Source organism: Paenibacillus sp. MER 180 (assembly GCF_023713665.1).
GTDB classification, from domain to species: Bacteria; Bacillota; Bacilli; order Paenibacillales; family Paenibacillaceae; genus Paenibacillus_B; species Paenibacillus_B suaedae.
Genome location: NZ_JAMAVT010000002.1, coordinates 362,768 through 386,914 on the forward strand (window position 1 = coordinate 362,768; position 24,147 = coordinate 386,914).

The window sequence follows — 24,147 nt, forward strand, 5'->3', positions numbered from 1 at the left end:
GATGATAGAGGGGGCATACGGGATGAAAAAGAGAAATTGGGGATGGCAAACAGTCGTGCTGGCGTCGCTTCTGCTGTTGCTGCTTCTTGGTGGCTGTAGTTCGGCATCAGACAGTCAAGGGTTAAAAATGGCGGGGAATACAGCGCCAGAAGCGGCTCAGATGGAAGCGACTAGTAATGATGCTGCTGTAAGCAGAGAGGAACCATTACAGGTGGGTGCGGGGCAGCAAGTGCAGGTAAAGACCGATCGCAAGCTCATTTATGAAGCGCAGCTTCGCATGGAAGTTGCCGACTACGGGGCTGTGAAAGAGAAGCTGAATCGATTCATTGCGCAATCACAAGGCTATGTGCTGCAATTTTCGGATCAGGAGACAGACAGCGAGCGAGGCGGATCCTATGTCATTAAGATTCCTGCTGTTGGATTTCAATCGTTCATTGATGAGCTAGGCAAGTGGGAGTCGATCTCCTATACTCGTCAATATTCGGCTAATGATGTGACCGAGGAGTATGTTGATTTACAGGCGCGGCTTAAGGCGCGCCGCACAGTAGAGTCAAGACTGCTGTCCTTCATGGAGAAGGCCACGAAATCGGAAGATTTATTAAACTTCTCGAATGAGCTGGGGAATGTACAATCGGAAATTGAACAAATTGTGGGGAAAATGAGGTATTATGATAACAATGTAGCGATGTCCACGATTACATTGGATATGGTTCAACGGCTTAAAGCGAAGCGTGGTCAAGCACTTGAGGATGCATTTGGAACTCAAGTGGCGGATACCCTAGTAGGCAGTTGGGACGCTCTTGTAAAATGTGTGAAGTCTATTGTTCTCGTGCTTGTTGCGCTGCTTCCTTTTCTTTGTGCGCTGCTCATTATCGGAACTCCGATCTGGCTTATCACCAGAAAGAAGAGAGGAAGGAATGGAAACTTGAGCGGGAATACCGGGGAGAATGTGTTGGGATCAATAACACCAGCAGATGCTGAGGCGGCAGAGGCAGCATTAGAAGACGCAAGTAAAGACAAGGCTGCCGATTCTTCTGAAGTGCAGAGTGACACAGGCAACTCGGCTGTAGACAATGGCGAAGATAGAAGGTAAGAGCATGATTAGGCATGCTGATGTCCTGTCTTTGTATGTGTTAATGGAAACATATCCAAAATTTATATAGGCCTAATTCGCAATAAAATCCTGCTTTCTAGCAGGATTTTTTTCTTTTATGGCGAAGTACATTCGTTGTGGAGGAAAGTGGGGCACTGTGGTGGATTTAGGGGGAGGAGTGGTGGCTGATGTTCATGGGCGAGTATCAACATAGCATCGATGACAAAGGCCGTCTCATCATACCTGCTAAGCTGCGTGACTCTTTAGGAACTACATTTATACTGACTCGAGGGTTGGATCAGTGTCTCTTCGTCTACCCTATGAATGAATGGGAAGCACTTGAGCAGAAGTTAAAGGCACTTCCCTTAATGAAGGCTGATGCTAGAGCCTTTACCCGCTTCTTCTTTTCCGGGGCAAGTGAATGTGAATGGGACAAGCAAGGTAGGGTTACAATCCCTTCCCATTTGCGAGGCTATGCACATTTGGAAAAAGAATGCATGGTTATCGGTGTCCAGAATCGGGTAGAGATTTGGAGCAAGGATGCTTGGGAACAATATGTAGAGCAGTCGGAATCCGCATTTAACGAGATTGCGGAGACGTTGGTTGATTTTAATTTTTAGGTGAACATCAGGACTATCATAACGCATCGCAGCTAGATGGGAACCGAAATTGGGAGGTATTGCGTTGTTTCATCATATTACCGTGTTGAAAGAAGAATCGGTAGAAGGCTTGCGAATACGTCCTGACGGCATTTATGTCGACTGTACGCTAGGAGGAGCTGGACACAGCGAGCGAATTGTTTCTCAGCTGTCATCTGCCGGAAGACTAATTGCGCTGGATCAGGACGATTGGGCGTTGGATAATGCGAAGGTTCGTCTTGCGTCTTATTTGGATCGGGTAACGCTTGTCAAAACCAACTTCCGCCATTTGGAGGAAGCATTGATTCAAGCGGGTGTGCCGCAGGTGGATGGAGTTCCACAAGTGGATGGGATCCTATTCGATCTTGGCGTATCATCGCCTCAGCTTGATGAAGGAGAGCGTGGATTCAGCTATAACCATGACGCGCCGCTGGATATGCGTATGGATCAGAATGGCGAATTGACAGCTTACGATATTGTCAATGGCTGGTCAGAAGCCGATATCGCGAAAATTTTATATCAATATGGGGAAGAGAAATTCTCGAAACGGATTGCCAGAGAGATTGGGGCAGCTCGCGCTAAGCAGCCCATTCAGACAACCGGAGAACTCGCAGAGCTGGTGAAGGCAGGTATTCCTGCTGCTGCAAGACGAACAGGCGGACATCCTGCGAAGCGAAGCTTTCAGGCGCTCCGAATTGCTGTTAATGACGAGCTTGGCGCTTTTGAAGATGCCTTACATCAAGCGGTACGCTGCTTGAAGCCGGAAGGAAGAGTGGCCGTAATTACGTTCCACTCGCTGGAGGATCGGATCTGTAAGCATATTATGAATGAGTATGTTGGAAGATGCACCTGTCCACCGGGTTTGCCAATGTGTGCATGTGGCCACAAAAGTGTGTTGTCGTTAGTGAATCGCAAACCAATTGCCCCGAATGATAACGAGTTGGCAGACAACCCGCGGTCGCGTTCGGCTAAGTTGAGAGTTGCTCAAAAATTGGGATGAGGGGGAGCAGATAAATGGCCTATGTGCGCGGCAACCTGGCGATGCGTCCAGAGAGACAGACACAACAGAAGCCTCGATATCGTCAAACGAAGAAGAAGGTAACCCGGAAATCTACTCTACCTACTCGAGAGAAGCTGCTTTATTTGGGCACAATCGGTTTCTGCGCGGGCGTAGCTCTGTTCATCATTAGTGGGTATGCCAATATTTACAACATGAATCTGAAGGTTCAAGAAACGAAGCGGGCAACGGTTGCACTGACGAATGAAGTGTCGGAGCTAACGGTGGAGAAGGAGAAGCTGTCCGATTGGAATCGGATTGAACGCGAAGCAAGAAAGAATGGTTTGCGCTTCCCTGAGACATTATCTGAAATTGAAGTATACAAACAACAAGTAGGAAACGATTAAACGAGGGATGAAGATGGTCAAACGAATTAAGTTGCGCACGTTGACGATCGGGGGCTTATTCACCCTCTTTTTTATTGTCATTATTGGGAGACTGTTTTGGTATCAAGTTATTAATCAGCCATTTTGGATGGCGGAAGCCAAGCAGTCTTGGGCTGTGAAGAAGGAGATTGCCCCAGTTCGAGGCACGATATATGACATGAATGGTGAAGTGCTTGCTATGGATGCACCTGCATACACAGTAGCGGTCGGCCCTAAGATCATTCAGGAACTGCGCACCTCGAAGAAGTTAGTTGAGAAGAATATTGATGTAGAGCGGCTTATCGTAGAAAAACTGAGCGTCATACTGAAGAAACCTGAGAACGAATTGTATGAGCTCGTCCGCAAGAAGAAAGACAAGGATGAGTTCTATGCGCAGGTAGAAGTTCGCAGTGAAGGCTGGAAGGTGAACGATGAGACTGCACAGAAGCTGAGAGACTTCACAGAAGAGTTGAAGAAGACGACAGAATTGAGAGATGTCGGACTCTACCTCTTGCCTGAGGTGAAGCGCTTCTACGCGAAAGAATCATTGGCGTCGCATGTGCTAGGTTATACAGATAAGCAGGGCAATCCGATCGGCGGAATTGAGAAGCTGTATGACGAGCAACTGCGCGGAGCGGCAGGGATGCTCCAATATGAGAAAGATCGGATGGGTAATAAGCTGCCGAAGGCTTCGGAAGTATACAAGCCATCTAAGGATGGAGACAACATATACCTCACTATCGATCGTAATATTCAGCAATATATTCAAGATGCAATGCGTGAGGTGTACAATAAATACTCTCCTCATAGTATGACGGTAATAGCAGCAGATCCGAAGACTGGCGATATATTGGGGCTTGCGAATATGCCGGATTTCAATCCGAATTCGTATTGGAATGCCAAGGACATTGCAGCTTTTTACAATCATGCGGTTCAGTCTCGATATGAGCCGGGCTCAACATTCAAAATTGTGACACTGGCTGCGGCTGTGCAGGAAGGCATTTTTGATCCGAATGCGACATTTGTATCTGGTAAGATCTATGCGGGAGGACGCCCCATCCACGACGTTAACCGTGATGGATGGGGAACAATCACGTACTTGGAAGGACTCAAGCGTTCCAGTAACGTTGCCTTCGTTAAGCTTGGATTTGAGCAATTGAAGGAAGAACGCTTGAAGGCGTACATTGAGAAATTTGGCTTTGGCAAACCGACAGGCATTGAACTTCCCGGAGAGAACAGTGGTCTTATCCGATTTGAATATCCGGCAGACGTGGCTGCGGCTTCGTATGGACACGGTAAGGTACTAGTGACGCCTATCCAGCAAATTATGGCGGTTGCATCTGTAGCCAATGGCGGGAAGCTTATGAAGCCGCATATTGTTCGGAAAATTCATGATCCCGTTACAGGTGAAGTGACCGAGCGCAAGCCGGAGGTAGTGCGTCAGGTAATCGAACCAGGCGTTGCTAAACAAGTAAGCGAATATTTGGAACAGGTTGTGGCGGATCAGCAGATTGGTACAGGTAAAAATGCATACATCGAAGGATATCGCGTTGCCGGCAAGACTGGTACAGCATTGAAGGTCATTAATGGTGATTATGCCTCCACTCGTGCGATGGTATCTTTCGTCGGCTATGCTCCTGTTGAGGATCCACGTATTGTACTTCTGGTTGTTGTGGATGATCCGCAGGATTATTGGGAAGGTGGAGGCTTTGTAGCGCCGCTTATGTTCAAGAAGATCGTATCGCAGTCGCTGCGTTACATGGGTGTTCCTTCTTCGATCTCCGGCCAAGACAAGGGCAATGAGAAGAAGACGGGGGCACCAATAACCGTTAAGGCACCTGATATTCAGGGCTTGAAGCCTTACGATGCCAAACAGCGATTAGCTGAGCAAGGAATCGTCTTCGAAACGGTTGGAGCAGGGGAGAAAGTGAAGCGTCAATATCCGGCGCCAGGCGAGCCATTGGCAATCGGCCAACGGATATACCTGCTTACTGACGAGCCTGATAAGCTGCCTTTGCCGAACTTTAAGGGCAAATCGCTGCGTGATGTCATGGAGATCACCTCCATGCTCGGTTGGGAAGTTCGTGTTGATGGAGAAGGCTACGTCACCGAACAAAAAGAAACCAATGAAAATGGGACACGTATCGTTCATATTAAATTGGAGCCAAAACATCCGTAAGGCGTGTGGAAGAGAAGGAAAAAAAGTGGTCTTGTGTAGGCTTACGGATCATCCTCTTGAAGCTTGTTCTATCCGCTGGTTGTCCCGAATAGGTTGTTTATGAACCGATGTCGGACGAGGGAGGGTATATATGAAGGTTACAGGGGTGACGATCCGTAAGAGGTTAATCGTTGGAATGGTGCTCATATCGATTGGATTTATCGCGCTCATTGTCCGCTTGGCGTATGTGCAGCTGTGGGAGGGCAAAGAACTGGCGAATCTGGCAGAAGATTCGTGGCGGAGGGAGATTCCCATTTCCCAGAAGCGCGGTGAGATACTGGATCGCAAAGGCGAAAGAATCGCCTACAATATCAGTTCTCCAACGATATGGGCTATTCCTGTGCAAATTGAAGACCAGAAAGCCACTGCAGCACAAATTGCACCTCTCCTTGGGATGAAAACGGAAGTTGTAGAGCGCATGATTGCGAAAGGGCAGTCTGTGAAGCAGATTAAGGGCGGCGGTCGTAAAATATCGCTTGAAACAGCGGAAAAAGTGCGGGAGTTGAACTTGCCGGGGATCGTCGTGGCAGAGGATAATAAAAGATATTATCCTTATGGCGATTTGGCGGCTCATATACTCGGCTTCACTGGTATAGACAATCAAGGGTTGACAGGTATTGAACAGAGGTATGATTCTGCATTAACCGGCTTGCGAGGGAACATCGCTTATTTGTCTGATGCAAGCGGCAATCAGATGCCGAATTCCTCAGAAAAGTACATCGTTCCCCGAGATGGATTAAATTTGCAATTGACGATTGACAAGCAGATACAGACAATTATGGAGCGGGAACTTGATCGTGCGATGGAGGAATTGAAGCCGAATCAGGCGCTGGCGATTGCCATGGATCCGAATACGGGTGAAATTTTGGCAATGGCAAGCAAGCCAAGCTACGATCCGGCTCATTATAAGGACTTCCCCTCTGATGTATATGATCGCAACCTGCCCATTTGGATGACTTATGAGCCGGGTTCTACGTTCAAGATCATAACGCTTGCTGCTGCGATACAGGAGGGCAAGGTTGATCTGTACAATGAACATTTTTTTGACCCTGGACGTGTAGAAGTCGGTGGAGCGAAGCTGCGCTGCTGGAAACGCGGGGGTCATGGCAGTCAGACCTTTTTGGAAGTCGTCCAAAATTCGTGCAATCCGGGCTTTGTTGCACTTGGCAATCGACTGGGTAAAGAGACATTGTTCGATTACATACGCAACTTTGGTTTCGGACAGAAGACAGGCATTGACCTTAGTGGAGAAGCAAGTGGGATTTTGTTCAAGCTGAGCCGGGTAGGCCCCGTTGAGCTTGCCACTACTGCGTTCGGACAAGGGGTATCTGTCACTCCTATTCAGCAAATTACGGCAGTGTCTGCGGCCATCAATGGAGGCAAGCTGTTCAAGCCGCATGTGGCGAAGTCATTCATTCAGCCGGAGACAGGGATGGTTGTTGAAGATATTAAGCCGGAATTGGTCAGACAAGTCATCAGTCCAGAGACCTCAAGCAAGGTGCGTGATGCTCTTGAACATGTGGTTGCTCAAGGCACGGGGAGAAATGCTTTCATCGATGGTTATCGCGTTGGTGGCAAAACAGGTACCGCACAGAAGGTTATCAATGGCAGATATTCGCCGAACGAGCATATTGTATCGTTCGTTGGCTTCGCACCTGCTGATGACCCGAAGGTTGTTATCTATACAGCAGTTGATAATCCGCAAGGCATACAATTCGGTGGTCTTGTAGCCGCACCGATTGTGAAGCGGATTATGGAAGATACGCTCCATTATATGGGCGTTGAACCGCGGAAGGAACAAGTTTCTCGCAAGTATCGTTTCGATGAGACGCCGGTTGTTGTCGTTCCTAACTTAGTAGGGAAGACCTTGACTGATATCTACGAAGATATGAATATGAATTTTCAATTAGCCAAATCCGGTACGGGCAACACCATTATTCATCAGGCGCCTAAGCCCGGAACCCGTGTAGATCGAGGATCTACGATACGAATCTATATGGGAGAAGAGAAAGAGACGGAGGAATAATTCATGCAACAGATGCAATTGGCTGAAGCTTGCTCACGAATGCTGACAGCGAAGTGCAAGGGAGACGAACATACAGTCGTAACAGGACTCGCGATGGATTCACGCCATGTGGCGCAGGGGGATCTGTTCTTCTGTATTTCTGGTACGGCCGAAGACGGTCATCGTTATGCAGAGCAGGCGGTTCAAGCTGGTGCAGCTGCACTTGTGGTAGAACGTGAATTGGAACTGCCAGTTCCTCAATTGATTGTGAAGAGTGCTAGACATGCACTTGCAGTACTGTCAGATGCGTTCTATGGTTCACCTAGCCGCAGTATGAATCTAATTGGCATTACGGGAACGAACGGTAAGACAACAACCACGTATTTGATTGAAAAAATCTTGAATGATGCGAAGCGAAATGCAGGTGTCATCGGAACGATTCAAATGCGTTATGCAGGCAAGGTATTCCCAATGTCGCGTACAACCCCGAATGCCTTCGAACTGCAAAAGTCGCTTCATGACATGGTGAACGAGGGTGTAGATGCCGTGGCTATGGAGGTATCTTCCCACGCACTCGTACAGGGACGTGTACAAGGCTGCCGTTTCCGTACGGCTGTCTTCACGAACTTAACACAAGATCATCTGGACTATCACGAGACGATGGAAGCATATCGTGAAGCCAAAGGCCTGTTGTTCTCACGGCTAGGCAATACATTCTCTGACGCTGAGGAAGATCGCTCCTATGCGGTGCTCAACGCAGATGATCCGGCTTCTGAATACTTCGCAAGCATGACAACCGCTGAGACGATCATGTATGGCATGACAGAGCAGGCGGATGTTCGTGCCGAGAATATTCGGATTACGGCAAAAGGAACGAGCTTCACAGTTCATTCATTCAGAGGCTCGGCAGACATTCAGCTGCGTATGGTTGGTAAGTTCAATGTGTACAATGCATTAGCAGCGATTGCTGTAGGACTCATTGAAGGCATCGAACTGGATGCGATTCGTGTGAGCCTTGAAAGTGTTGCTGGGGTTGACGGGCGTGTAGAAGCTGTTGAGGCAGGACAATCCTTTGCCGTGATCGTGGACTACGCGCATACACCGGATGGACTGGAGAATGTGCTGCAGACGGTGAAGGAGTTCGCTGAAGGACGTGTCATCAGTGTATTTGGCTGTGGTGGAGACCGAGATCGTACGAAGCGTCCGCTGATGGCCAAAATCTCGGCGAAATACGCGGATTATTCCATCGTAACTTCCGATAACCCTCGTACGGAAGACCCTGATTTGATTATTAAGGATATTGTAGCGGGCCTTCATGAAGTGAACTTGGATCCAAGCCGTTATGAATGCATCGTTGATCGCCGTGCTGCCATCACGAAAGCTATTGAAATGGCAAGCCCGCACGATGTAGTATTGATTGCGGGGAAAGGCCATGAAACTTACCAAATCATCGGCAAGGAAACATTTGACTTCGATGACCGCTTGGTGGCCAAAGAAGCGATAAGGGGCAAAGTTCAGTGATTGAAACGACGTTACGAGAAGTAGCGGACTTGTGTGGAGGGACACTCTCTGATCCCTCCTATGGAGACCGCACGGTAAAAGGGGTTAGCACGAACTCGCGCAAGATCGATTCTGGTGTATTGTTCGTGCCGCTTCAAGGGGAACGATTCGACGGACATCTGTATGTGGATCAAGCCTTGAAGGATGGGGCAGCGGCTGCGATGTGGCAGTCCAATCATGATGATATGCCGCAAGGCTATCCGCTCATTATGGTGGACAACACATTAGAGGCGCTTCAGCGGCTGGCACAAGCTTATTTAGCCCAGCAGCAGGTTAAGGTTGTAGCCATTACAGGCAGCAATGGCAAGACGACCACGAAGGATATGATTGCTTCTGTTATTGCGGAACGTTATCGTGTTCACAAGACGGATGGCAATTTCAATAATCATATTGGCCTTCCGTTAACGATATTGTCCATGCCGAAAGATACGGAAATTGCAGTTCTCGAAATGGGGATGAGTGGAAGAGGTGAAATTGAACTTCTGTCTTCCATCGCTCAGCCTGACGCAGCAGTCATTACAAACATCGGGGAAGCGCATCTGCTGCAGCTTGGTTCCCGGGAAGAGATTGCGCGTGCTAAGCTAGAAATTACTAGCGGACTACGAGAAAATGGAGTGCTCATCTGTCATGGAGACGAACCACTCGTTGACATGGCACTTTCAGAAGAAGCGACGAAGCGGCCTGAGCATATGTCAGTTATTCGCTTCGGTGCAGGTATGCAGTGTGATGTTCGACCAGAGCATATCGATCTTCATGAGGCGGGGACGACATTCACGGTTGCGGCATCAGGCAGTCAGAAGGCGTTGACTGTCGAGCTTCCGCTCTTAGGCAAGCACAATGTCATTAACGCGTTGGCTGCTATTGCAATAGGCCGCTTGTTCGGTCTGGCTGACGAGCAGATTGCGCATGGTCTTGGCAATGCACAAATAAGCGGGATGCGATTTGAACGGACGATTACGTCTGGCGGATGGGTGTTGTTAAATGATGCCTATAATGCAAGTCCGACTGCGACGAAGGCGGCGCTTGACGTGCTTGCTGGACTGCAGGGCGGCAAGCGGATTGCGATTCTTGGCGATATGCTAGAGCTAGGCCCTGATGAGGCGAGGCTCCACTATGAAGTAGGAGCATCCATAAGCCCGGGCAGCTTGGATCTATTGCTCACGTATGGCGAACTGGGCCGTGAAATTGGATCGGGTGCCCTGCAACATTTTGCAGAGAACGCCGTTTATTCATTTGATGATAAGGCAGCATTGAAGGCTTGCCTGCTGCAGCATGTTCAGGCGGGTGATACCGTGCTTGTGAAGGCATCCAGAGGAATGAAACTAGAAGAAGTTGTTAATGAATGGACTAGTGTCCATCATTAATGGGTTGTGTAACGGGAGGTGTAAGGATTGGACTTCAAGTTGATGTTAATGACAATCGGTGTATCTTTTCTCCTAGCCGTCATATTGGGCCCGTTAACGATACCGCTTCTTCGTAGGTTGAAGTTTGGTCAGCAGGTTCGTGACGATGGTCCGAAGGCTCATTTGAAAAAAGCAGGAACGCCAACGATGGGTGGCGCAATTATCTTACTTGCGTTTGCTCTCTCTTTCCTTAAATTTTCGGTGATGGATACCGATTTCTATGTGCTGCTTATCGCAACACTTGGATTTGGCTTAATTGGATTTTTAGATGACTATATTAAAATTATTTTTAAACGTTCGCTCGGTTTAACTGCAAAGCAGAAGCTGATTGGACAGCTCATATGTGCGGGACTCATTTGCTTCCTGTTGTGGCAGTCCGGTCACAGTACAGTTATTTCGATACCAGGGACGTCTCTAGGGCTTGATTTCGGATGGTTCTACTATCCGTTCATCGTCCTGATGATGCTTGCCGTGAGCAACGCGGTCAACTTCACAGATGGCTTGGATGGCTTGCTTGCCGGTACAAGTGCGATTGCCTTCTCGGCATTTGCAATCATCGCGATGCAGGCATCGGAAATATCGGCTGCGGTCAGCGCAGCAGCTATGGTTGGTGCAGTACTCGGGTTCCTCGTGTTCAATGCGCATCCAGCTAAGGTATTCATGGGCGACACAGGCTCGCTCGGGATTGGTGGAGCCATTGCAGCGGTAGCGATTCTAACGAAGACAGAACTGCTCATCATTATTATTGGCGGTATCTTCGTCATTGAAATGCTGTCGGTAATTATTCAGGTCGTATCCTTCAAGACACGCGGCAAGCGCGTGTTCAAGATGAGCCCGATCCATCATCACTTTGAACTGTGCGGATGGTCGGAATGGCGAGTAGTTATTACGTTCTGGCTTGCGGGAATCGTATTAGCCGGACTTGGATTATGGATCAACAAGGGGATGTAACGAATGAATCACCCAGAAACGTATCAAGGGAAGCGCGTCGTCGTACTTGGCTTAGCCAAGAGCGGCGTCAGCGCAGCGCAATTGTTCCACAAGTTCGGTGCGATTGTCACCGTCAATGATAAGAAGGATCGCGACAAGTGCCCCGAAGCCTCGGTATTAGAAGCTTTGGGCATTTGTGTTGTATGCGGGCATCATCCAGATAACTTGATCGATGAGCAGGTAGCGCTTGTAGTCAAAAATCCGGGAATCCCCTATACGGCTCCTCCAGTAGCCCGCGCTGTGGAACTCGGCATCGAGGTCGTAACGGAGGTGGAGGTTGCGTATCAGCTGAGTCTAGCTCCGATTATCGGGATTACGGGAAGCAATGGGAAGACGACAACGACAACATGGGTAGGCAAGACGTTGGAAGCTGCAGGAATGAAGCCGATTGTTGCAGGCAACATAGGCACTCCGCTTTGTCAGGCGGCTCAGGATGCGAACGAGGACAATACACTGGTTGTGGAACTCAGCAGCTTCCAGTTGAAGGGGACAAGCGCTTTTCGCCCTCGCATTGCATGCTTGCTTAACATTGCTGAGACACATCTTGACTATCATGGCTCGATGGAGGATTACGTCAATTCGAAGGCACGATTATTCGCCAATATGGGAAGCGAAGATATTGCGGTGCTGAACGCAGATGATGAGACTTGCTGTAGTCTTGCATCCGATATTCAAGCGACGAAGTGGTGGGTATCTTCGATGAAGCGCGTGGAGCGCGGCGTATTCGTAGAGCCATCCTATGAGGTTGAGGCGAAGGAAGAGGAGCGAATGATCGTCTATGCAGATGGCACAGGCCAAATGCATCGGATTCTTTCTGTCGTGGAACTTGGCATTCCAGGAAGATATAACGTGGACAACGCCTTGGCAGCGTGTGCCATTTCGATTGCAGCGGGTGTAGAGCCTTCAGCACTTGCAGAGCCTCTGCGTTCGTTCCAAGGGGTAGAGCATCGTCTTGAATTCGTATGCGAGCAGGACGGTGTGAAGTACTACAATAACTCCAAGGCTACGAATACGAAGGCTACCCTGATGGCATTGGGCGCATTCGAACGCAATATTATTCTTATTGCGGGTGGACTTGACCGAGGGCTGGACTTCCATGAGCTGATCCCCATTATGGGAGAGCGAGTAAAGGCAGTTGTTACGATGGGCCAAACACGTCACATTATGAAACAAGTTGCCGAGAAGGCAGGTTTAACGGATATATCTGTCGTCGACAATGTAGATCATGCAGCCGACGCAGTGAAGGAAGCTGTCGATATGGCGCACGCTTATGCGAAGCCAGGCGATATCATTCTCTTGTCACCAGCATGTGCAAGCTGGGACATGTTCCCGTCTTATGAAGATCGGGGACGCATGTTTAAAGCGGCGGTGCATAGTCTGTAGTAGGGGGGTGTTCAAGCCCCTACATTGTCCTAATAGAGGTGTACCGCATGGTCAAAGCACGCACTGCGCCCGATTTGTGGCTAATCGTCTCGGTACTGTCCCTGCTATCGATCGGTATGATTATGGTATACAGCGCCGGTGCTGTTCTCGCCTTCCGGGAATATGGAGATTCGTTCTACTTCGTTAAGCGTCAATTGCTGTTTGCTCTGCTGGGGATTGCTGCGATGTTCGTTACGATGAATACGGACTATCGCGTATGGAAGCGATATGCGAAGATTGGACTTCTTATTTGCTTCGTGCTCCTGATTGTTGTTCTCATTCCGGGAATCGGCAATGTTCGGGGTGGGGCGCGAAGCTGGCTAGGCATCGGTTCGTTTGGCATACAGCCGTCCGAGTTTATGAAGCTCGGGATGATTCTGTTCATGGCCAAAATGCTCTCCGAGGAGCAAACGAGCATTACGAGCTTTACAAAGGGGCTGCTGCCGCCGCTTGCGATTATGGGAACGGCGTTCGGACTTATCATGCTGCAGCCGGATCTCGGTACAGGAACGGTCATGGTTGGTGCGGTGCTGCTTGTTATTTTTGTGGCGGGAGCTCAGATGAAGCATTTGCTGTCGCTTGCTGCAGTTGGGGTAGCTGGGTTCGTTGGACTCGTGCTCGCTGCGCCCTATCGGCTTCTGCGGATTACCGCATTTCTTGATCCTTGGCAGGATCCGCTGGGGGCTGGATACCAATCGATCCAGTCGTTATTTGCTATAGGGCCAGGCGGTCTTATGGGACTTGGCCTCGGTGCAAGCCGCCAGAAATATAGCTATGTGCCTGAGCCGCAAACTGATTTTATCTTCTCGATTTTAGCAGAGGAACTAGGATTTTTAGGTGCAGTTACGGTTTTGATTTTATTTCTTATCTTAGTGTGGCGAGGTATGCGAACTGCTCTGACGGCGCCTGATAAATTCGGCAGCCTGCTGGCGGCAGGCATTGTTGGAATTGTGGCAGTTCAAGTGATCATCAATATTGGTGTCGTAATTGGACTCATGCCAGTTACGGGAATAACGCTGCCATTAATTAGTTATGGTGGCTCGTCGCTGACCTTAATGCTGACTGCACTAGGAATTTTACTGAATATATCACGTTATGCGAGGTGAAAGTCATGCGCGTCGTGCTCAGCGGTGGCGGGACAGGTGGACATATCTACCCGGCAGTCGCCATTGCAAGGGAATGCGAGAAGCAGTATCCCGGCAGCGCTTTTTTATATATCGGAACAGAGAAGGGATTGGAGAGCCGTCTCGTTCCTGAAGAGGGCTTGGATTTTCGGGCGATTGAAATTACAGGATTTCGCCGCAAGCTTTCAATGGAAAACTTCAAGACGATCATGCGTTTCATTCGCGGTGTAGGCAAGGCCAAAGAAATGCTGAGAGAATTCAAGCCTGATGTAGTCGTTGGAACGGGTGGATATGTGTGCGGTCCCGTTGTATACGCTGCAGCGAAGCTTGGAATTCCGACCGTCATTCATGAACAGAATGTGATTCCAGGCTTGACGAATACGTTTCTAAGCCGATATACGAGTACAGTTGCGGTTAGCTTCGAGCAATCGGCTCCGTATTTCAAGAAAGCAAAAAACGTAGTTTATTGTGGGAATCCGCGAGCAACGGCAGTGATGGAAGCGGAGAAAGCACGCGGCTTCGCGACTCTCGGATTGCCGAGCGACAGCCGAATTGTCCTCATCGTAGGCGGTAGCCGAGGTGCAAAGGCAGTGAACGAAGCGATGATCGGCATGGTGCCATTACTGAAGCAATTGCCGGATGTACACTTCGTGTATGTGACGGGGCAGAACTATTATGAAAATACACGGAAGGCTGTGCTGCAGACGAGTGATGCAGTTCGCAATCATCTGCATGTCCTGCCTTACATCAGCAACATGCCTGAAGTGCTTGCGGCAACAACGCTCGCTGTCAGTCGAGCGGGAGCTTCTTCACTTGCAGAGATGACTGCTCTCGGAATTCCTTCCATCTTGATCCCGTCGCCAAATGTGACGAACAATCACCAGGAAGCGAATGCGCGCTCCTTGCAGGATGAGGGAGCAGCCATTATGATTACCGAGAAAGAACTGTCGACAGAAGCTTTGTTCGGCCATATCAAGTCGTTGATGACTGATGAAGCGAAGCGAAAAAACATGTCTGACGCTGCCAAGTCTTTTGGACAGCCAGACGCAGCTGCAAGAGTAGTAGCTGAATTACAACGATTATCGGGCAAGTAAGCTTGCCCGATTTTTTTGTGCCTCATTTACGAGCTTAAGGGGTTTGATGCAGCTATTGTCCTGAAATTGTCAGGACGTCATATAGTAGAAGAATCGGGAATGGGCTCCTGTCACACAACGTTTCGCCCGAACATAATATACTCTATACATCGTGACAGATTCCCCCAGACCGCTGCCTCGTCGTACACTCTTCAAGATTGCACGGCTTGTGAATATGAACCTAAGTATAGCTGGCGGCAGCTCACAATCCTTGTGAGATGGTGTGGCGTGGCTTTGCCACGGAAGCGAGGAAGGCAAATTGGTATGCTGGAGCGACCCTCCATTCATGAAGATGGAGCTATCCACACACAGTGTAGAGCTGTCGAGGCTTGAATATGCTGAGCGCATTCATGAACGGTCTGAAGCGCCGTATCCATGAGTGCAGGAGCGAACGGGTCGGATGTGTCACGAATAATTGATACTGCTGAGATTGAACTGGGATAGGGAAATTGGTGAGTGAAATGACGGAAACTGTGCATTTTTCGCATACGGCCCTCTGCGCTGCTTAACAGGTTTGTCGGAAATGCGACGCTAAGCTCTTCAGCATAGGGGATGCCAATTTCATTGTTATCACCGGTCAAGCAACAGCGTCAGACGTGCTTGCCCTTATAGCGTGCATTCAACAGATGATTCAAGAGATACAATCATGCAGCGTTGGTGCCGAAAATCGAGTAGTGGGTGAGCGGTAATCTCGGAGGTGACACATTGGACAAATTGGTGATTGAGGGTGGAAGGCCTCTATCTGGTACGATTCGTATCCAAGGAGCTAAAAATGCCGCTTTACCAATTATGGCAGCCTCGATTCTAACCGATGGCATCGTTAGGCTAGAGAACGTTCCGCAATTGCTAGACATCGAAGTCATGCAGCACATTATGCGAAGTCTGGGCTGCAGGACGATCCAAGATGGAGGGACGGTCTCCATTGATACGTCAGGCGCTCATTCCACGCATGTGCCGGAGGATTTGATGCGCCAGATGCGTTCTTCTATTTTCTTGATGGGGCCGCTGCTTGCAAGGTTTAAGGAGGTTCACATCTATCAGCCAGGTGGCTGTGCAATCGGTGAGAGGAAGATTGATCTGCATCTGCGTGGACTGCAGTCATTAGGCGCAGAGCTGGAGCATTGCGGCAATCGAATCACATGCCGTGCAGAACGGCTCATTGGGACAGATATTCATCTTGATTTTCCAAGTGTTGGTGCCACGGAGAATGTGATGATGGCAGCCGTTCTCGCAGAAGGAACGAGTGTCATAACGAACGCAGCAAGAGAACCGGAAATTGTTGACTTGCAGCATTTTCTGAACAGCATGGGTGCACAGGTGTCAGGAGCCGGTACAGACACAATTGTCGTTGAAGGCGTTACGAAGCTAAGAGGAAGCCAATATGAAGTGATGCCTGATCGCATTGTAGCGGGTACGCTCATGATAGCCGCTGCGGCAACCCGAGGAGCAGTAACGCTGACCAATGCGCATGCGAGCCACTTGACTTCGCTAATCCATATCCTGCGCCGCGCCGGTGTTCAGATCGCAACGAGTGATGGTATAATCAACGTAACTAGCTTTGGTAGAGCGAAGGCTGTAGAGCGAATTGTAACGTCGCCATATCCTGCGTTCCCGACTGATTTGCAATCTCAGCTGATGGTGTTACTGTCACTTGCTGATGGGGTAAGTGTGATGAAGGAGACGGTATTTGAAGGCCGTTTCCGGCATGTCGAGGAACTCGCCAGAATGGGAGCAGATATTCGGGTTGATCTGAGTAATGCATTTATCAAAGGTGTGCCAGAATTGTATGGTTCGACAGTCGAGGCAACCGACCTGCGCGCAGGAGCGGCGCTCGTTATTGCTGGGCTTGCCGCAAGCGGTCGTACCGTCGTAGAGAATGTTCATCACATTGATCGCGGATACGACAGTATCGAGCATATGTTTACTAGGCTCGGCGCGAAGATTGAACGAATCACGTCTGTGCCTAAGCTTGATATTGCCAACGGATAATGCAATAATTTATACTCGGTCCCCTTCTTTGATACGGAAGGGGACTGTAGTAATTCTCATATTGATGTTTCTAGTTACTTTGAAATGTGTATTGATAGAAGGGGATGAATCCAGTGTCATTGAGAACGATACCCCCGCTGCCTGATAAGCCGGTGAGGAAGAAACGGATAGGTGTCAGAGTGAAATGGCTGCTCCTCTTCCTTCTAGTTGTGCTGCTTGTTGTCCTGTTCTTCAGGTCATCAATCAGTAAAATAAAAGAAGTTCGCTGGATTGGGAATCACCTCGTCAGTTATGAACAATTAAGCAGCAGCAGTGGTGTGAAGCCGGGTGAACCGTATTTCGGAACGAGTGAAAGTTCTGTTGCGGAACGAATCAAGGCGGAGTTCCCATTTGTCAAATCGGTTCAAGTGGACAAGCAGTTCCCAAGTGTCATTGAAATTTATATTCAAGAATATGCTCCAGTTGCTTATGAGTTGACGGAAGATGGGAGCATCCAAGCATGCTTGGAGAACGGTGCGGTGATCTCGCTGAAGGACAAGCAGAAGCTTGTACTGGAGAAGCCGGTTCTTACACAGTGGGAAGGTCAAGCCGAATTGAAGACCGAGCTAAGCAAAGCACTTGCGGCTACGCCAAGAGGGCTGCTGGCTGATATTTCGGAGATCCGCTACTACCCGTCCTCTTCTTATCCTGATCGGATTAAGATGTATACACGTTCTGGGTTCGAAGTGGTTACGACTGTGCCTCTACTTCCTGATAAGATAGCTTACTTGAGCGGTGTCGTGGAATCTCAGTCTCCTGGACGGATAACGATGCTGAAGGCAGACTCGTATATTCCGTATTCCAGCCTGCCAAATGACATCGAGGCTATCGAGGGAGCCAAAGAGGACAAGGGAGAAGCTGAAAGCTCAGAGCAGAATAAGGAAGGCACCGGCTCGGAGAATACAAATGAGAAAGTACGTGGATCTGAGCAGGAAAAAGGAGCTGACGCAGAGAATGATATAAAGGAACCTGAGAAAGGCCAAGAAACAAACAAGGAAACGGAATAAGACAATGGTTCATCCATGAATGAGCAAAATATGGAGAGATAAAAAAACTCTACTCAATAAACGGAAAAAATGCTAGAATAAAACTTATGGGTATTTCCGTTCTCTCCTTCTTTTTTCTTCACGTTTTTAAGAAAGAAGACGGTTACTGCTTATATGGAAGGAATTTGTCTTCAAAAAATTTGTAGAAAAAAGAGGGAATGACTAAACTTTGTTGAATACATACAAAGTGTCCGGGGATACAAACATACCAATTGATTGGGAACTAGGAGGTGCCACGGGTTGAGCAGCAATGACATCATTGTGAGTTTGGACATCGGTACATCCAAAGTGCGCGCTATCATCGGGGAAATTAACAACGGAACGCTGCAAATTATCGGCGTTGGATCTGCTGACTCAGAAGGTATTCGCAAAGGTGCGATTGTAGATATTGATCAGACTGTCCAGTCAATTCGTAATGCGGTGGAGCATGCGGAGCGAATGGTCGGCATTGAAATTACGGAAGTGTACGTAGGCATATCAGGCAATCATATCGGCTTGCAATCCAGCCATGGAGTTGTCGCGGTATCGAATGAAGACCGTGAGATTGGCGAAGAGGATATTGAGCGTGTGCTCAAAGCAGCAGAAGTTATTGCTTTGCCACCAGAACGTGAAATCATCGACGTGGTTGCAAAGCAATATGTTGTTGATGGACTGGAGGATATTCATGATCCTCGAGGCATGATAGGTGTTCGCTTGGAAGTCGATGCCACGATTATAACTGGGGCGAAGACAGCTGTACATAACTTGTTGCGTTGTGTGGAGAAGGCTGGCTTGCATGTCAAGGATCTAATATTAATGTCTCTTGCCGGAGGGCAGTTGGCATTGTCTAAAGATGAGAAGATGATGGGCTCCGTCCTTGTAGATGTCGGTGCAGGTGCTACAACTATTGCTGTGTTCCAAGATGGAACGCTTGCTGCTACGTCTACATTGCCTATTGGCGGGGACTTCGTTACGAACGATATCGCATATGGTCTTCGAACCATGTCTGACCATGCAGAGAAAGTAAAGCTGAAGTTCGGCTGTGCATGGATTGAGGACGCGCTAGAGGATCATGTGTTCAAAGTAACGCGTATCGGCAGCAATGTGGAGAAGGAATTCAATCAAGTATTCCTTGCCAACATCATCGAACCGCGTATGGAAGAAATATTCCAGCTTGTCAAAAATGAAGTGAAGCGACTAGGCTTCACGGAACTGCCAGGTGGGTATATTCTGTCTGGAGGCACAGTATCTATGCCTGGAGTTCTGAAGTCCGCCCAAGCTGCCATGCAGACTTCGGTACGAATCGCGGTACCTGACTTTATTGGTGTACGCGATCCAGGATTCGTAAGCGGTGTTGGGGTATTGCATCATGTGTTGCGCTCCGTTCGTCCACGCAGTGCAGGTGGCGCCAAGAAAGCGGCAACTCGGAAGCCAACTCCAATGGAATCATCAAACAAACCTAGCTTCATTGATCGGTTAAAAAATATGTTTAGTGAATTCATTTAATAAAAGTTGACTTCAGGCCATCGGTGCACAATGAAGAGGAGATGGAGGACTCATGTTGGAATTTGAATTTGAGATGGAACAGTTGGCCCAAATTAAAGTTATTGGTGTCGGTGGCGGCGGTAGCAACGCGGTTAACCGAATGATTGATAATGGCGTTCAGGGCGTTGAATTTATTACAGTAAATACGGATGCGCAGGCGCTTCACTTTGCGAAGTCCGAGCACAAGCTGCAGATCGGCGACAAATTGACGCGCGGTCTTGGTGCAGGTGCGAACCCAGAAGTAGGGAAGAAGGCTGCAGAAGAATCCCGCGAGTTGATCAGCAATACGCTGAAAGGTGCAGACATGGTATTCGTTACTGCCGGTATGGGAGGCGGAACAGGTACTGGTGCTGCTCCTGTAATTGCTGAGATCGCGAAGGAATGCGGCGCATTGACTGTTGGTGTCGTTACGCGTCCATTCACATTCGAAGGCCGCAAGCGTTTTTCGCAAGCAGAAATCGGTATCGAAGCATTGAAGGAAAAGGTAGATACGCTTATCGTAATCCCGAATGACCGTTTGCTAGAAATCGTAGACAAGAAGACACCAATGCTGGAAGCTTTCCGCGAGGTTGATAACGTACTCCGTCAAGCTGTGCAAGGTATTTCTGACTTGATCCAGGTACCAGGTCTTATCAACTTGGACTTCGCGGACGTGAAGACGATTATGACTGAGCGTGGTTCTGCCTTGATGGGGATTGGTGTTGCGAACGGTGAGAACCGTGCTGCTGAAGCTGCACGCAAGGCGATCATGAGTCCATTGCTCGAGACTTCCATTGATGGTGCTCGTGGTGTTATCATGAACATTACAGGTGGCGCAAATCTGTCCTTGTATGAAGTCAATGAAGCAGCAGAAATCGTTACGGAAGCTTCCGATGTGGAAGTAAATATGATCTTCGGTGCGATCATCGATGAGAATATGAAGGACGATATTAAAGTTACGGTTATTGCGACAGGATTCGAGAGCAAGCCGGCTGCGCCAATTCCAGGACGTCGTCCAGCTACTGGCTCGACTAGTTCAAGCTCTGGCGAATCTCAGGAATCTCGTTCCTCGTCTACCTTGCGCCCGTTCGGCAATCAACCAGCGTCTGATCAGCTGGATATTCCGACGTTTTTGCGTAACCGTCCACGCAGCACAAATAACGAATAATACGTACTACTTTACTATAAGCGTCTGCCCGTTAAGGGCAGACGCTTTTTGCATTTTCCACAACTACCTCCGACGGCGACTAGCGCTGTTATCTAATGGTCCTTCCCGATGAAGATTGGAATGATCGACAAAAAAAGTGCCATTCCACACCCATCATTAGACAGACTTCGAATACATCACTCTTTATACTAATTAATAACTTCCCAATAGTTGGCGGCAGAAAAAGGAGGGAAGCGCATTGACCGTCATCTATGCCGATCTTCTTTTCGGCCTAAACTTAGTATTGGATTGGACGCTGCTGCGAATGACTGCGAAGATCCGTGGAATCCAGTTTTCGCGCTGGCGGATCGTTGCCGCAGCAGGCTTGGGTACTGCGTATGCAGCAGTGCTCTTTATTCCTTCTTATCCGATCCTCTATACGTATGTTGGCAAATTACTCTTATCTATTCTTATGATCATCTTGGCGTTTGGATTTCAGAATGCCGGATATTTTCTTAAAAATGTTGCTGTCTTTTATTTTTCGGCCTTTGTCATTGCTGGCGGGGCATTTGGGCTGCAATATTTGCTGCAGGATGCGCGGGCTTGGACAATATCCGATCGTGCGACACAATGGATGGATGCTCATCGCACTACCTTTCAAGCTGGAATCGGCTTTCTCGTAGTAGCTCTTCCTGCCTCTTACGCATTATTCCGTCTCGTATGGCGACATAGTACAAGACAGCAGCAGGTAGTGAAGCAGCTGGTGCAATTGGATATCTATATAGGCGATACAGTTCGACATTGTACAGGACTCGTAGATACGGGAAATCATCTGCGAGACCCACTAGGAGGAGCGCCTGTAGTGGTAACGGAGTCGAGGCTGTGGGAGGGCGTTCTGCCTTCTGAATGGTTGAAGAGGCTTCGGTCAGAGCAGCCATTTGATATGCTTCAGTCTTGGAAGGGAACAAGTGAAGACGGAGGAATGCTGGACGAATCCCGGCTACGGCTCATCCCTTATCGTGGGGTGAATCGTGACATGCAGTGGATGATGGGACTGCGTCCGGATTCGGTTCGGATAAGCACAGAGAACGAGACTTATCTATGTACGAAAGTAATTATCGGGTTGGATGGCGGGACATTGTCACATGATGGTGCCTTCCAAGCTATCGTGCATCCAGATTTGCTGCAAACTTCAGAGAATGAGTCTGCCTATCATGCTATGCCGGATTCTACTCACCGCGCTTCGTAAGCGGCCTGCTAGGATGAACATTGCTATTATTCTATCGATTATACTGATGTACCTATACGAACGACCCTGTCATCACTAAGTTGTAGGAGGATTGGCGATGCGTTTGCAATGGAAACTGAGGATGCAGCTTCACTATTATCGGCTGTTATTCTGGCTAGGACTGAAGCGGGATGAGATTTATTATATTGGCGGAAGCGAGGCGCTGCCTCCACCCTTAACAAGGGAAGAAGAGGAATTTTTGCTGTCACGGCTGTCGACCGGGGAGTCAGCGGTACGAGCAATGTTGATTGAGCGTAATTTGCGTCTCGTTGTTTATATTGCGCGCAAATTTGAAAATACAGGCATCCATATTGAAGATTTGGTCTCGATCGGTGCTATTGGACTGATTAAGGCTGTTAACACCTTTGATCCAGAAAAGAAAATCAAGCTTGCTACGTACGCATCGCGCTGTATCGAAAATGAAATTTTGATGTATTTGCGACGTAACAGCAAGACAAGAACGGAAGTATCCTTCGACGAGCCGCTCAATATTGATTGGGATGGCAACGAATTGCTGTTATCGGATGTGCTCGGAACAGAGAACGATACAATTTATAAAAATATTGAAGAGCAGGTTGACCGCAAACTGCTGCACAAAGCCTTGGATAAGCTAAGTGATCGGGAACGAATGATCATGGAGCTGCGCTTCGGATTGACAGATGGAGAAGAGAAGACACAGAAGGATGTGGCCGATATGCTGGGCATATCCCAGTCGTATATTTCCCGGCTTGAGAAACGGATTATTAAGCGTTTGCGCAAAGAATTTAATAAGATGGTGTAAACGTTTCACTGCTTGAACGGGTGCGGAATACGGCTCAATCGGAACTAATCAGGCGCAGGAAACGCAGGAATAAAAAAGCACCCCGGGGAGATAATGTACATTAATGTTTCATCCCTGGGAGGTAATACGAATGACCCGAAACAAAGTCGAAATTTGCGGTGTCGATACATCGAAGTTGCCCGTCCTCACGAACGCCGAAATGAGGGAATTGTTCGTGTCATTACAGGAGCGAAATGAGCTATCGGCTCGGGAGAAGCTGGTAAACGGTAATTTGAGGCTCGTATTGAGTGTGATCCAGCGATTTAACAACCGAGGCGAATTCGTTGATGACTTATTCCAAGTTGGCTGTATTGGATTAATGAAAGCCATTGACAACTTCGACCTTGGTCAGAATGTTAAATTCTCTACATATGCGGTTCCGATGATTATCGGAGAAATTCGCAGATACTTGCGGGACAATAACCCAATCCGGGTGTCCAGAAGCTTGCGGGACATCGCGTATAAAGCATTGCAAGTGCGTGACTCCTTAACCAATCAGAATTCTCGTGAACCGACGATTCACGAAATCTCGGAGGCGTTGAATGTTCCGAAGGAAGATGTCGTGTTCGCACTTGATGCGATTCAAGATCCTGTGTCCTTGTTCGAGCCAATTTATCATGATGGCGGCGATCCGATTTATGTGATGGATCAAATTAGCGATGAGAAGAATAAGGACGTGTCATGGATCGAAGAGATCGTGCTGCGTGAGGCAATGCGGAAGTTGAACGAACGTGAGAAGATGATTTTATCGATGCGTTTTTTCGAAGGCAAAACCCAAATGGAAGTTGCAGACGAGATTGGCATTTCACAAGCGCAAGTATCTAGGCTAGAGAAATCCGCAATCAATCAGATGCAGAAGCATGTTCGCACGTAAATACCTAGTTTGAACAGATAAGCCGTCCGCGGTTAAGCGGCGGCTTTTTTTTATGTCTGTCAGGGCATTTTGCCCAATGCATTCATATACTAAGGTATGTACGCTGGCTACGGTCAAATTCCTAGTGGAATGGTGATTGCGATGAAAATTTCTGATTTTCAAACGAAGGATGTAATCAACATTATCGACGGCAAGAAATTAGGTCAAGTAAGCGATGTAGAGCTCGATATGAAACAGGGAAGAATTGAATCCATCGTTGTTCCCAATTACAGTAAGTTCATGGGGTTGTTCGGTGGCGGAAGCGAGTTGATCATTCCTTGGCGAAATATTGTTAAGATCGGCGCTGATGTCGTTCTGGTGAAAATGGAGGAAATGAAGCAGGCGCGAACTGAAGAATATGACAGCACTGCCTTTGTACAGAAACAATAGGCTT

20 protein-coding genes are annotated in these 24,147 nt (G+C 48.5%); all 20 read left to right on the top strand.

Features of this window, described 5'->3' with window-relative positions:
* Positions 1 to 22: 22 nt before the first annotated feature.
* Entirely contained in the window at positions 23 to 1,093 is a 1,071-nt protein-coding gene (locus tag M3661_RS04265) for a DUF4349 domain-containing protein (protein ID WP_081819801.1), read from the top strand.
* Between the two features lie 188 nt (positions 1,094 to 1,281).
* Positions 1,282 to 1,713, top strand: a complete 432-nt coding sequence (gene mraZ, locus M3661_RS04270) for a division/cell wall cluster transcriptional repressor MraZ (RefSeq protein ID WP_044356991.1) — start codon at positions 1,282 to 1,284, stop codon at positions 1,711 to 1,713.
* Between the two features lie 64 nt (positions 1,714 to 1,777).
* A complete protein-coding gene (gene rsmH / locus M3661_RS04275) occupies positions 1,778 to 2,731 on the top strand; it encodes a 16S rRNA (cytosine(1402)-N(4))-methyltransferase RsmH (RefSeq protein WP_065290513.1) in 954 nt (317 codons plus the stop codon).
* Positions 2,732 to 2,745: 14 nt separating this feature from the next.
* Positions 2,746 to 3,135 carry a cell division protein FtsL gene (gene ftsL2, locus M3661_RS04280; RefSeq protein WP_065290514.1) on the top strand — a complete coding sequence of 130 codons (390 nt, stop codon included), beginning with the start codon at positions 2,746 to 2,748 and terminating at the stop codon, positions 3,133 to 3,135.
* Between the two features lie 13 nt (positions 3,136 to 3,148).
* Positions 3,149 to 5,332, top strand: coding sequence for a penicillin-binding transpeptidase domain-containing protein (locus tag M3661_RS04285; RefSeq protein WP_065290515.1), 2,184 nt, complete (start codon positions 3,149 to 3,151; stop codon positions 5,330 to 5,332).
* A 130-nt stretch (positions 5,333 to 5,462) separates the two neighbouring features.
* Positions 5,463 to 7,397 carry a stage V sporulation protein D gene (locus M3661_RS04290; RefSeq protein WP_065290516.1) on the top strand — a complete coding sequence of 645 codons (1,935 nt, stop codon included), beginning with the start codon at positions 5,463 to 5,465 and terminating at the stop codon, positions 7,395 to 7,397.
* A gap of 12 nt (positions 7,398 to 7,409) precedes the next feature.
* A complete protein-coding gene (locus tag M3661_RS04295; RefSeq protein WP_175400559.1) occupies positions 7,410 to 8,897 on the top strand; it encodes a UDP-N-acetylmuramoyl-L-alanyl-D-glutamate--2,6-diaminopimelate ligase in 1,488 nt (495 codons plus the stop codon).
* Complete coding sequence (locus M3661_RS04300) at positions 8,894 to 10,300, top strand: UDP-N-acetylmuramoyl-tripeptide--D-alanyl-D-alanine ligase (RefSeq protein WP_251482607.1); 1,407 nt, start codon at positions 8,894 to 8,896, stop codon at positions 10,298 to 10,300. The genes M3661_RS04295 and M3661_RS04300 overlap by 4 nt, the downstream gene beginning before the upstream one ends.
* 27 nt (positions 10,301 to 10,327) lie before the next feature.
* Positions 10,328 to 11,290 carry a phospho-N-acetylmuramoyl-pentapeptide-transferase gene (gene mraY / locus M3661_RS04305; protein ID WP_065292692.1) on the top strand — a complete coding sequence of 321 codons (963 nt, stop codon included), beginning with the start codon at positions 10,328 to 10,330 and terminating at the stop codon, positions 11,288 to 11,290.
* Between the two features lie 3 nt (positions 11,291 to 11,293).
* Positions 11,294 to 12,712, top strand: a complete 1,419-nt coding sequence (gene murD, locus M3661_RS04310; protein ID WP_065292691.1) for a UDP-N-acetylmuramoyl-L-alanine--D-glutamate ligase — start codon at positions 11,294 to 11,296, stop codon at positions 12,710 to 12,712.
* A gap of 47 nt (positions 12,713 to 12,759) precedes the next feature.
* Complete coding sequence (spoVE, locus tag M3661_RS04315; protein ID WP_021256754.1) at positions 12,760 to 13,857, top strand: stage V sporulation protein E; 1,098 nt, start codon at positions 12,760 to 12,762, stop codon at positions 13,855 to 13,857.
* 5 nt (positions 13,858 to 13,862) lie between these two features.
* Positions 13,863 to 14,969, top strand: coding sequence for an undecaprenyldiphospho-muramoylpentapeptide beta-N-acetylglucosaminyltransferase (gene murG, locus M3661_RS04320; RefSeq protein WP_065292690.1), 1,107 nt, complete (start codon positions 13,863 to 13,865; stop codon positions 14,967 to 14,969).
* A 744-nt stretch (positions 14,970 to 15,713) separates the two neighbouring features.
* Positions 15,714 to 16,997 (top strand): UDP-N-acetylglucosamine 1-carboxyvinyltransferase, encoded by a 1,284-nt coding sequence (murA, locus tag M3661_RS04330; RefSeq protein ID WP_065292689.1) that lies wholly within the window; start codon positions 15,714 to 15,716, stop codon positions 16,995 to 16,997.
* 113 nt (positions 16,998 to 17,110) lie between these two features.
* Positions 17,111 to 18,043, top strand: coding sequence for a cell division protein FtsQ/DivIB (locus tag M3661_RS04335; protein WP_065292688.1), 933 nt, complete (start codon positions 17,111 to 17,113; stop codon positions 18,041 to 18,043).
* A 279-nt stretch (positions 18,044 to 18,322) separates the two neighbouring features.
* Positions 18,323 to 19,567: a cell division protein FtsA gene (gene ftsA, locus M3661_RS04340; RefSeq protein WP_021256750.1), complete on the top strand. Its 1,245-nt coding sequence runs from the start codon at positions 18,323 to 18,325 to the stop codon at positions 19,565 to 19,567.
* Positions 19,568 to 19,619: 52 nt separating this feature from the next.
* On the top strand, positions 19,620 to 20,753 hold the full coding sequence (ftsZ, locus tag M3661_RS04345; protein WP_065292687.1) for a cell division protein FtsZ: 1,134 nt from the start codon (positions 19,620 to 19,622) through the stop codon (positions 20,751 to 20,753).
* Positions 20,754 to 20,991: 238 nt separating this feature from the next.
* Positions 20,992 to 21,981 carry a sigma-E processing peptidase SpoIIGA gene (gene spoIIGA / locus M3661_RS04350; RefSeq protein ID WP_065292686.1) on the top strand — a complete coding sequence of 330 codons (990 nt, stop codon included), beginning with the start codon at positions 20,992 to 20,994 and terminating at the stop codon, positions 21,979 to 21,981.
* Positions 21,982 to 22,078: 97 nt separating this feature from the next.
* Positions 22,079 to 22,801 carry an RNA polymerase sporulation sigma factor SigE gene (gene sigE / locus M3661_RS04355; protein WP_028531271.1) on the top strand — a complete coding sequence of 241 codons (723 nt, stop codon included), beginning with the start codon at positions 22,079 to 22,081 and terminating at the stop codon, positions 22,799 to 22,801.
* Positions 22,802 to 22,931: 130 nt separating this feature from the next.
* Complete coding sequence (gene sigG / locus M3661_RS04360; RefSeq protein WP_005548072.1) at positions 22,932 to 23,714, top strand: RNA polymerase sporulation sigma factor SigG; 783 nt, start codon at positions 22,932 to 22,934, stop codon at positions 23,712 to 23,714.
* A gap of 141 nt (positions 23,715 to 23,855) precedes the next feature.
* The gene (locus M3661_RS04365) at positions 23,856 to 24,143 is read left to right on the top strand and encodes a YlmC/YmxH family sporulation protein (RefSeq protein WP_036592529.1); all 288 of its coding nucleotides are present in this window, start codon (positions 23,856 to 23,858) and stop codon (positions 24,141 to 24,143) included.
* Positions 24,144 to 24,147: the final 4 nt, after the last annotated feature.

Excerpts from the sequence above, each read along its gene's own strand:
- spoVE (WP_021256754.1), top strand. The coding sequence starts at position 12,760 with ATGGTCAAAGCACGCACTGCGCCCGATTTGTGGCTAATCGTCTCGGTA.
- ftsZ (WP_065292687.1), top strand. The coding sequence starts at position 19,620 with ATGTTGGAATTTGAATTTGAGATGGAACAGTTGGCCCAAATTAAAGTT.
- M3661_RS04265 (WP_081819801.1), top strand. The coding sequence starts at position 23 with ATGAAAAAGAGAAATTGGGGATGGCAAACAGTCGTGCTGGCGTCGCTT.
- sigE (WP_028531271.1), top strand. The coding sequence starts at position 22,079 with ATGCGTTTGCAATGGAAACTGAGGATGCAGCTTCACTATTATCGGCTG.
- murD (WP_065292691.1), top strand. The coding sequence starts at position 11,294 with ATGAATCACCCAGAAACGTATCAAGGGAAGCGCGTCGTCGTACTTGGC.
- M3661_RS04365 (WP_036592529.1), top strand. The coding sequence starts at position 23,856 with ATGAAAATTTCTGATTTTCAAACGAAGGATGTAATCAACATTATCGAC.
- M3661_RS04290 (WP_065290516.1), top strand. The coding sequence starts at position 5,463 with ATGAAGGTTACAGGGGTGACGATCCGTAAGAGGTTAATCGTTGGAATG.
- murG (WP_065292690.1), top strand. The coding sequence starts at position 13,863 with ATGCGCGTCGTGCTCAGCGGTGGCGGGACAGGTGGACATATCTACCCG.
- mraZ (WP_044356991.1), top strand. The coding sequence starts at position 1,282 with ATGTTCATGGGCGAGTATCAACATAGCATCGATGACAAAGGCCGTCTC.
- sigG (WP_005548072.1), top strand. The coding sequence starts at position 22,932 with ATGACCCGAAACAAAGTCGAAATTTGCGGTGTCGATACATCGAAGTTG.
- M3661_RS04295 (WP_175400559.1), top strand. The coding sequence starts at position 7,410 with ATGCAATTGGCTGAAGCTTGCTCACGAATGCTGACAGCGAAGTGCAAG.
- M3661_RS04285 (WP_065290515.1), top strand. The coding sequence starts at position 3,149 with ATGGTCAAACGAATTAAGTTGCGCACGTTGACGATCGGGGGCTTATTC.
- ftsL2 (WP_065290514.1), top strand. The coding sequence starts at position 2,746 with ATGGCCTATGTGCGCGGCAACCTGGCGATGCGTCCAGAGAGACAGACA.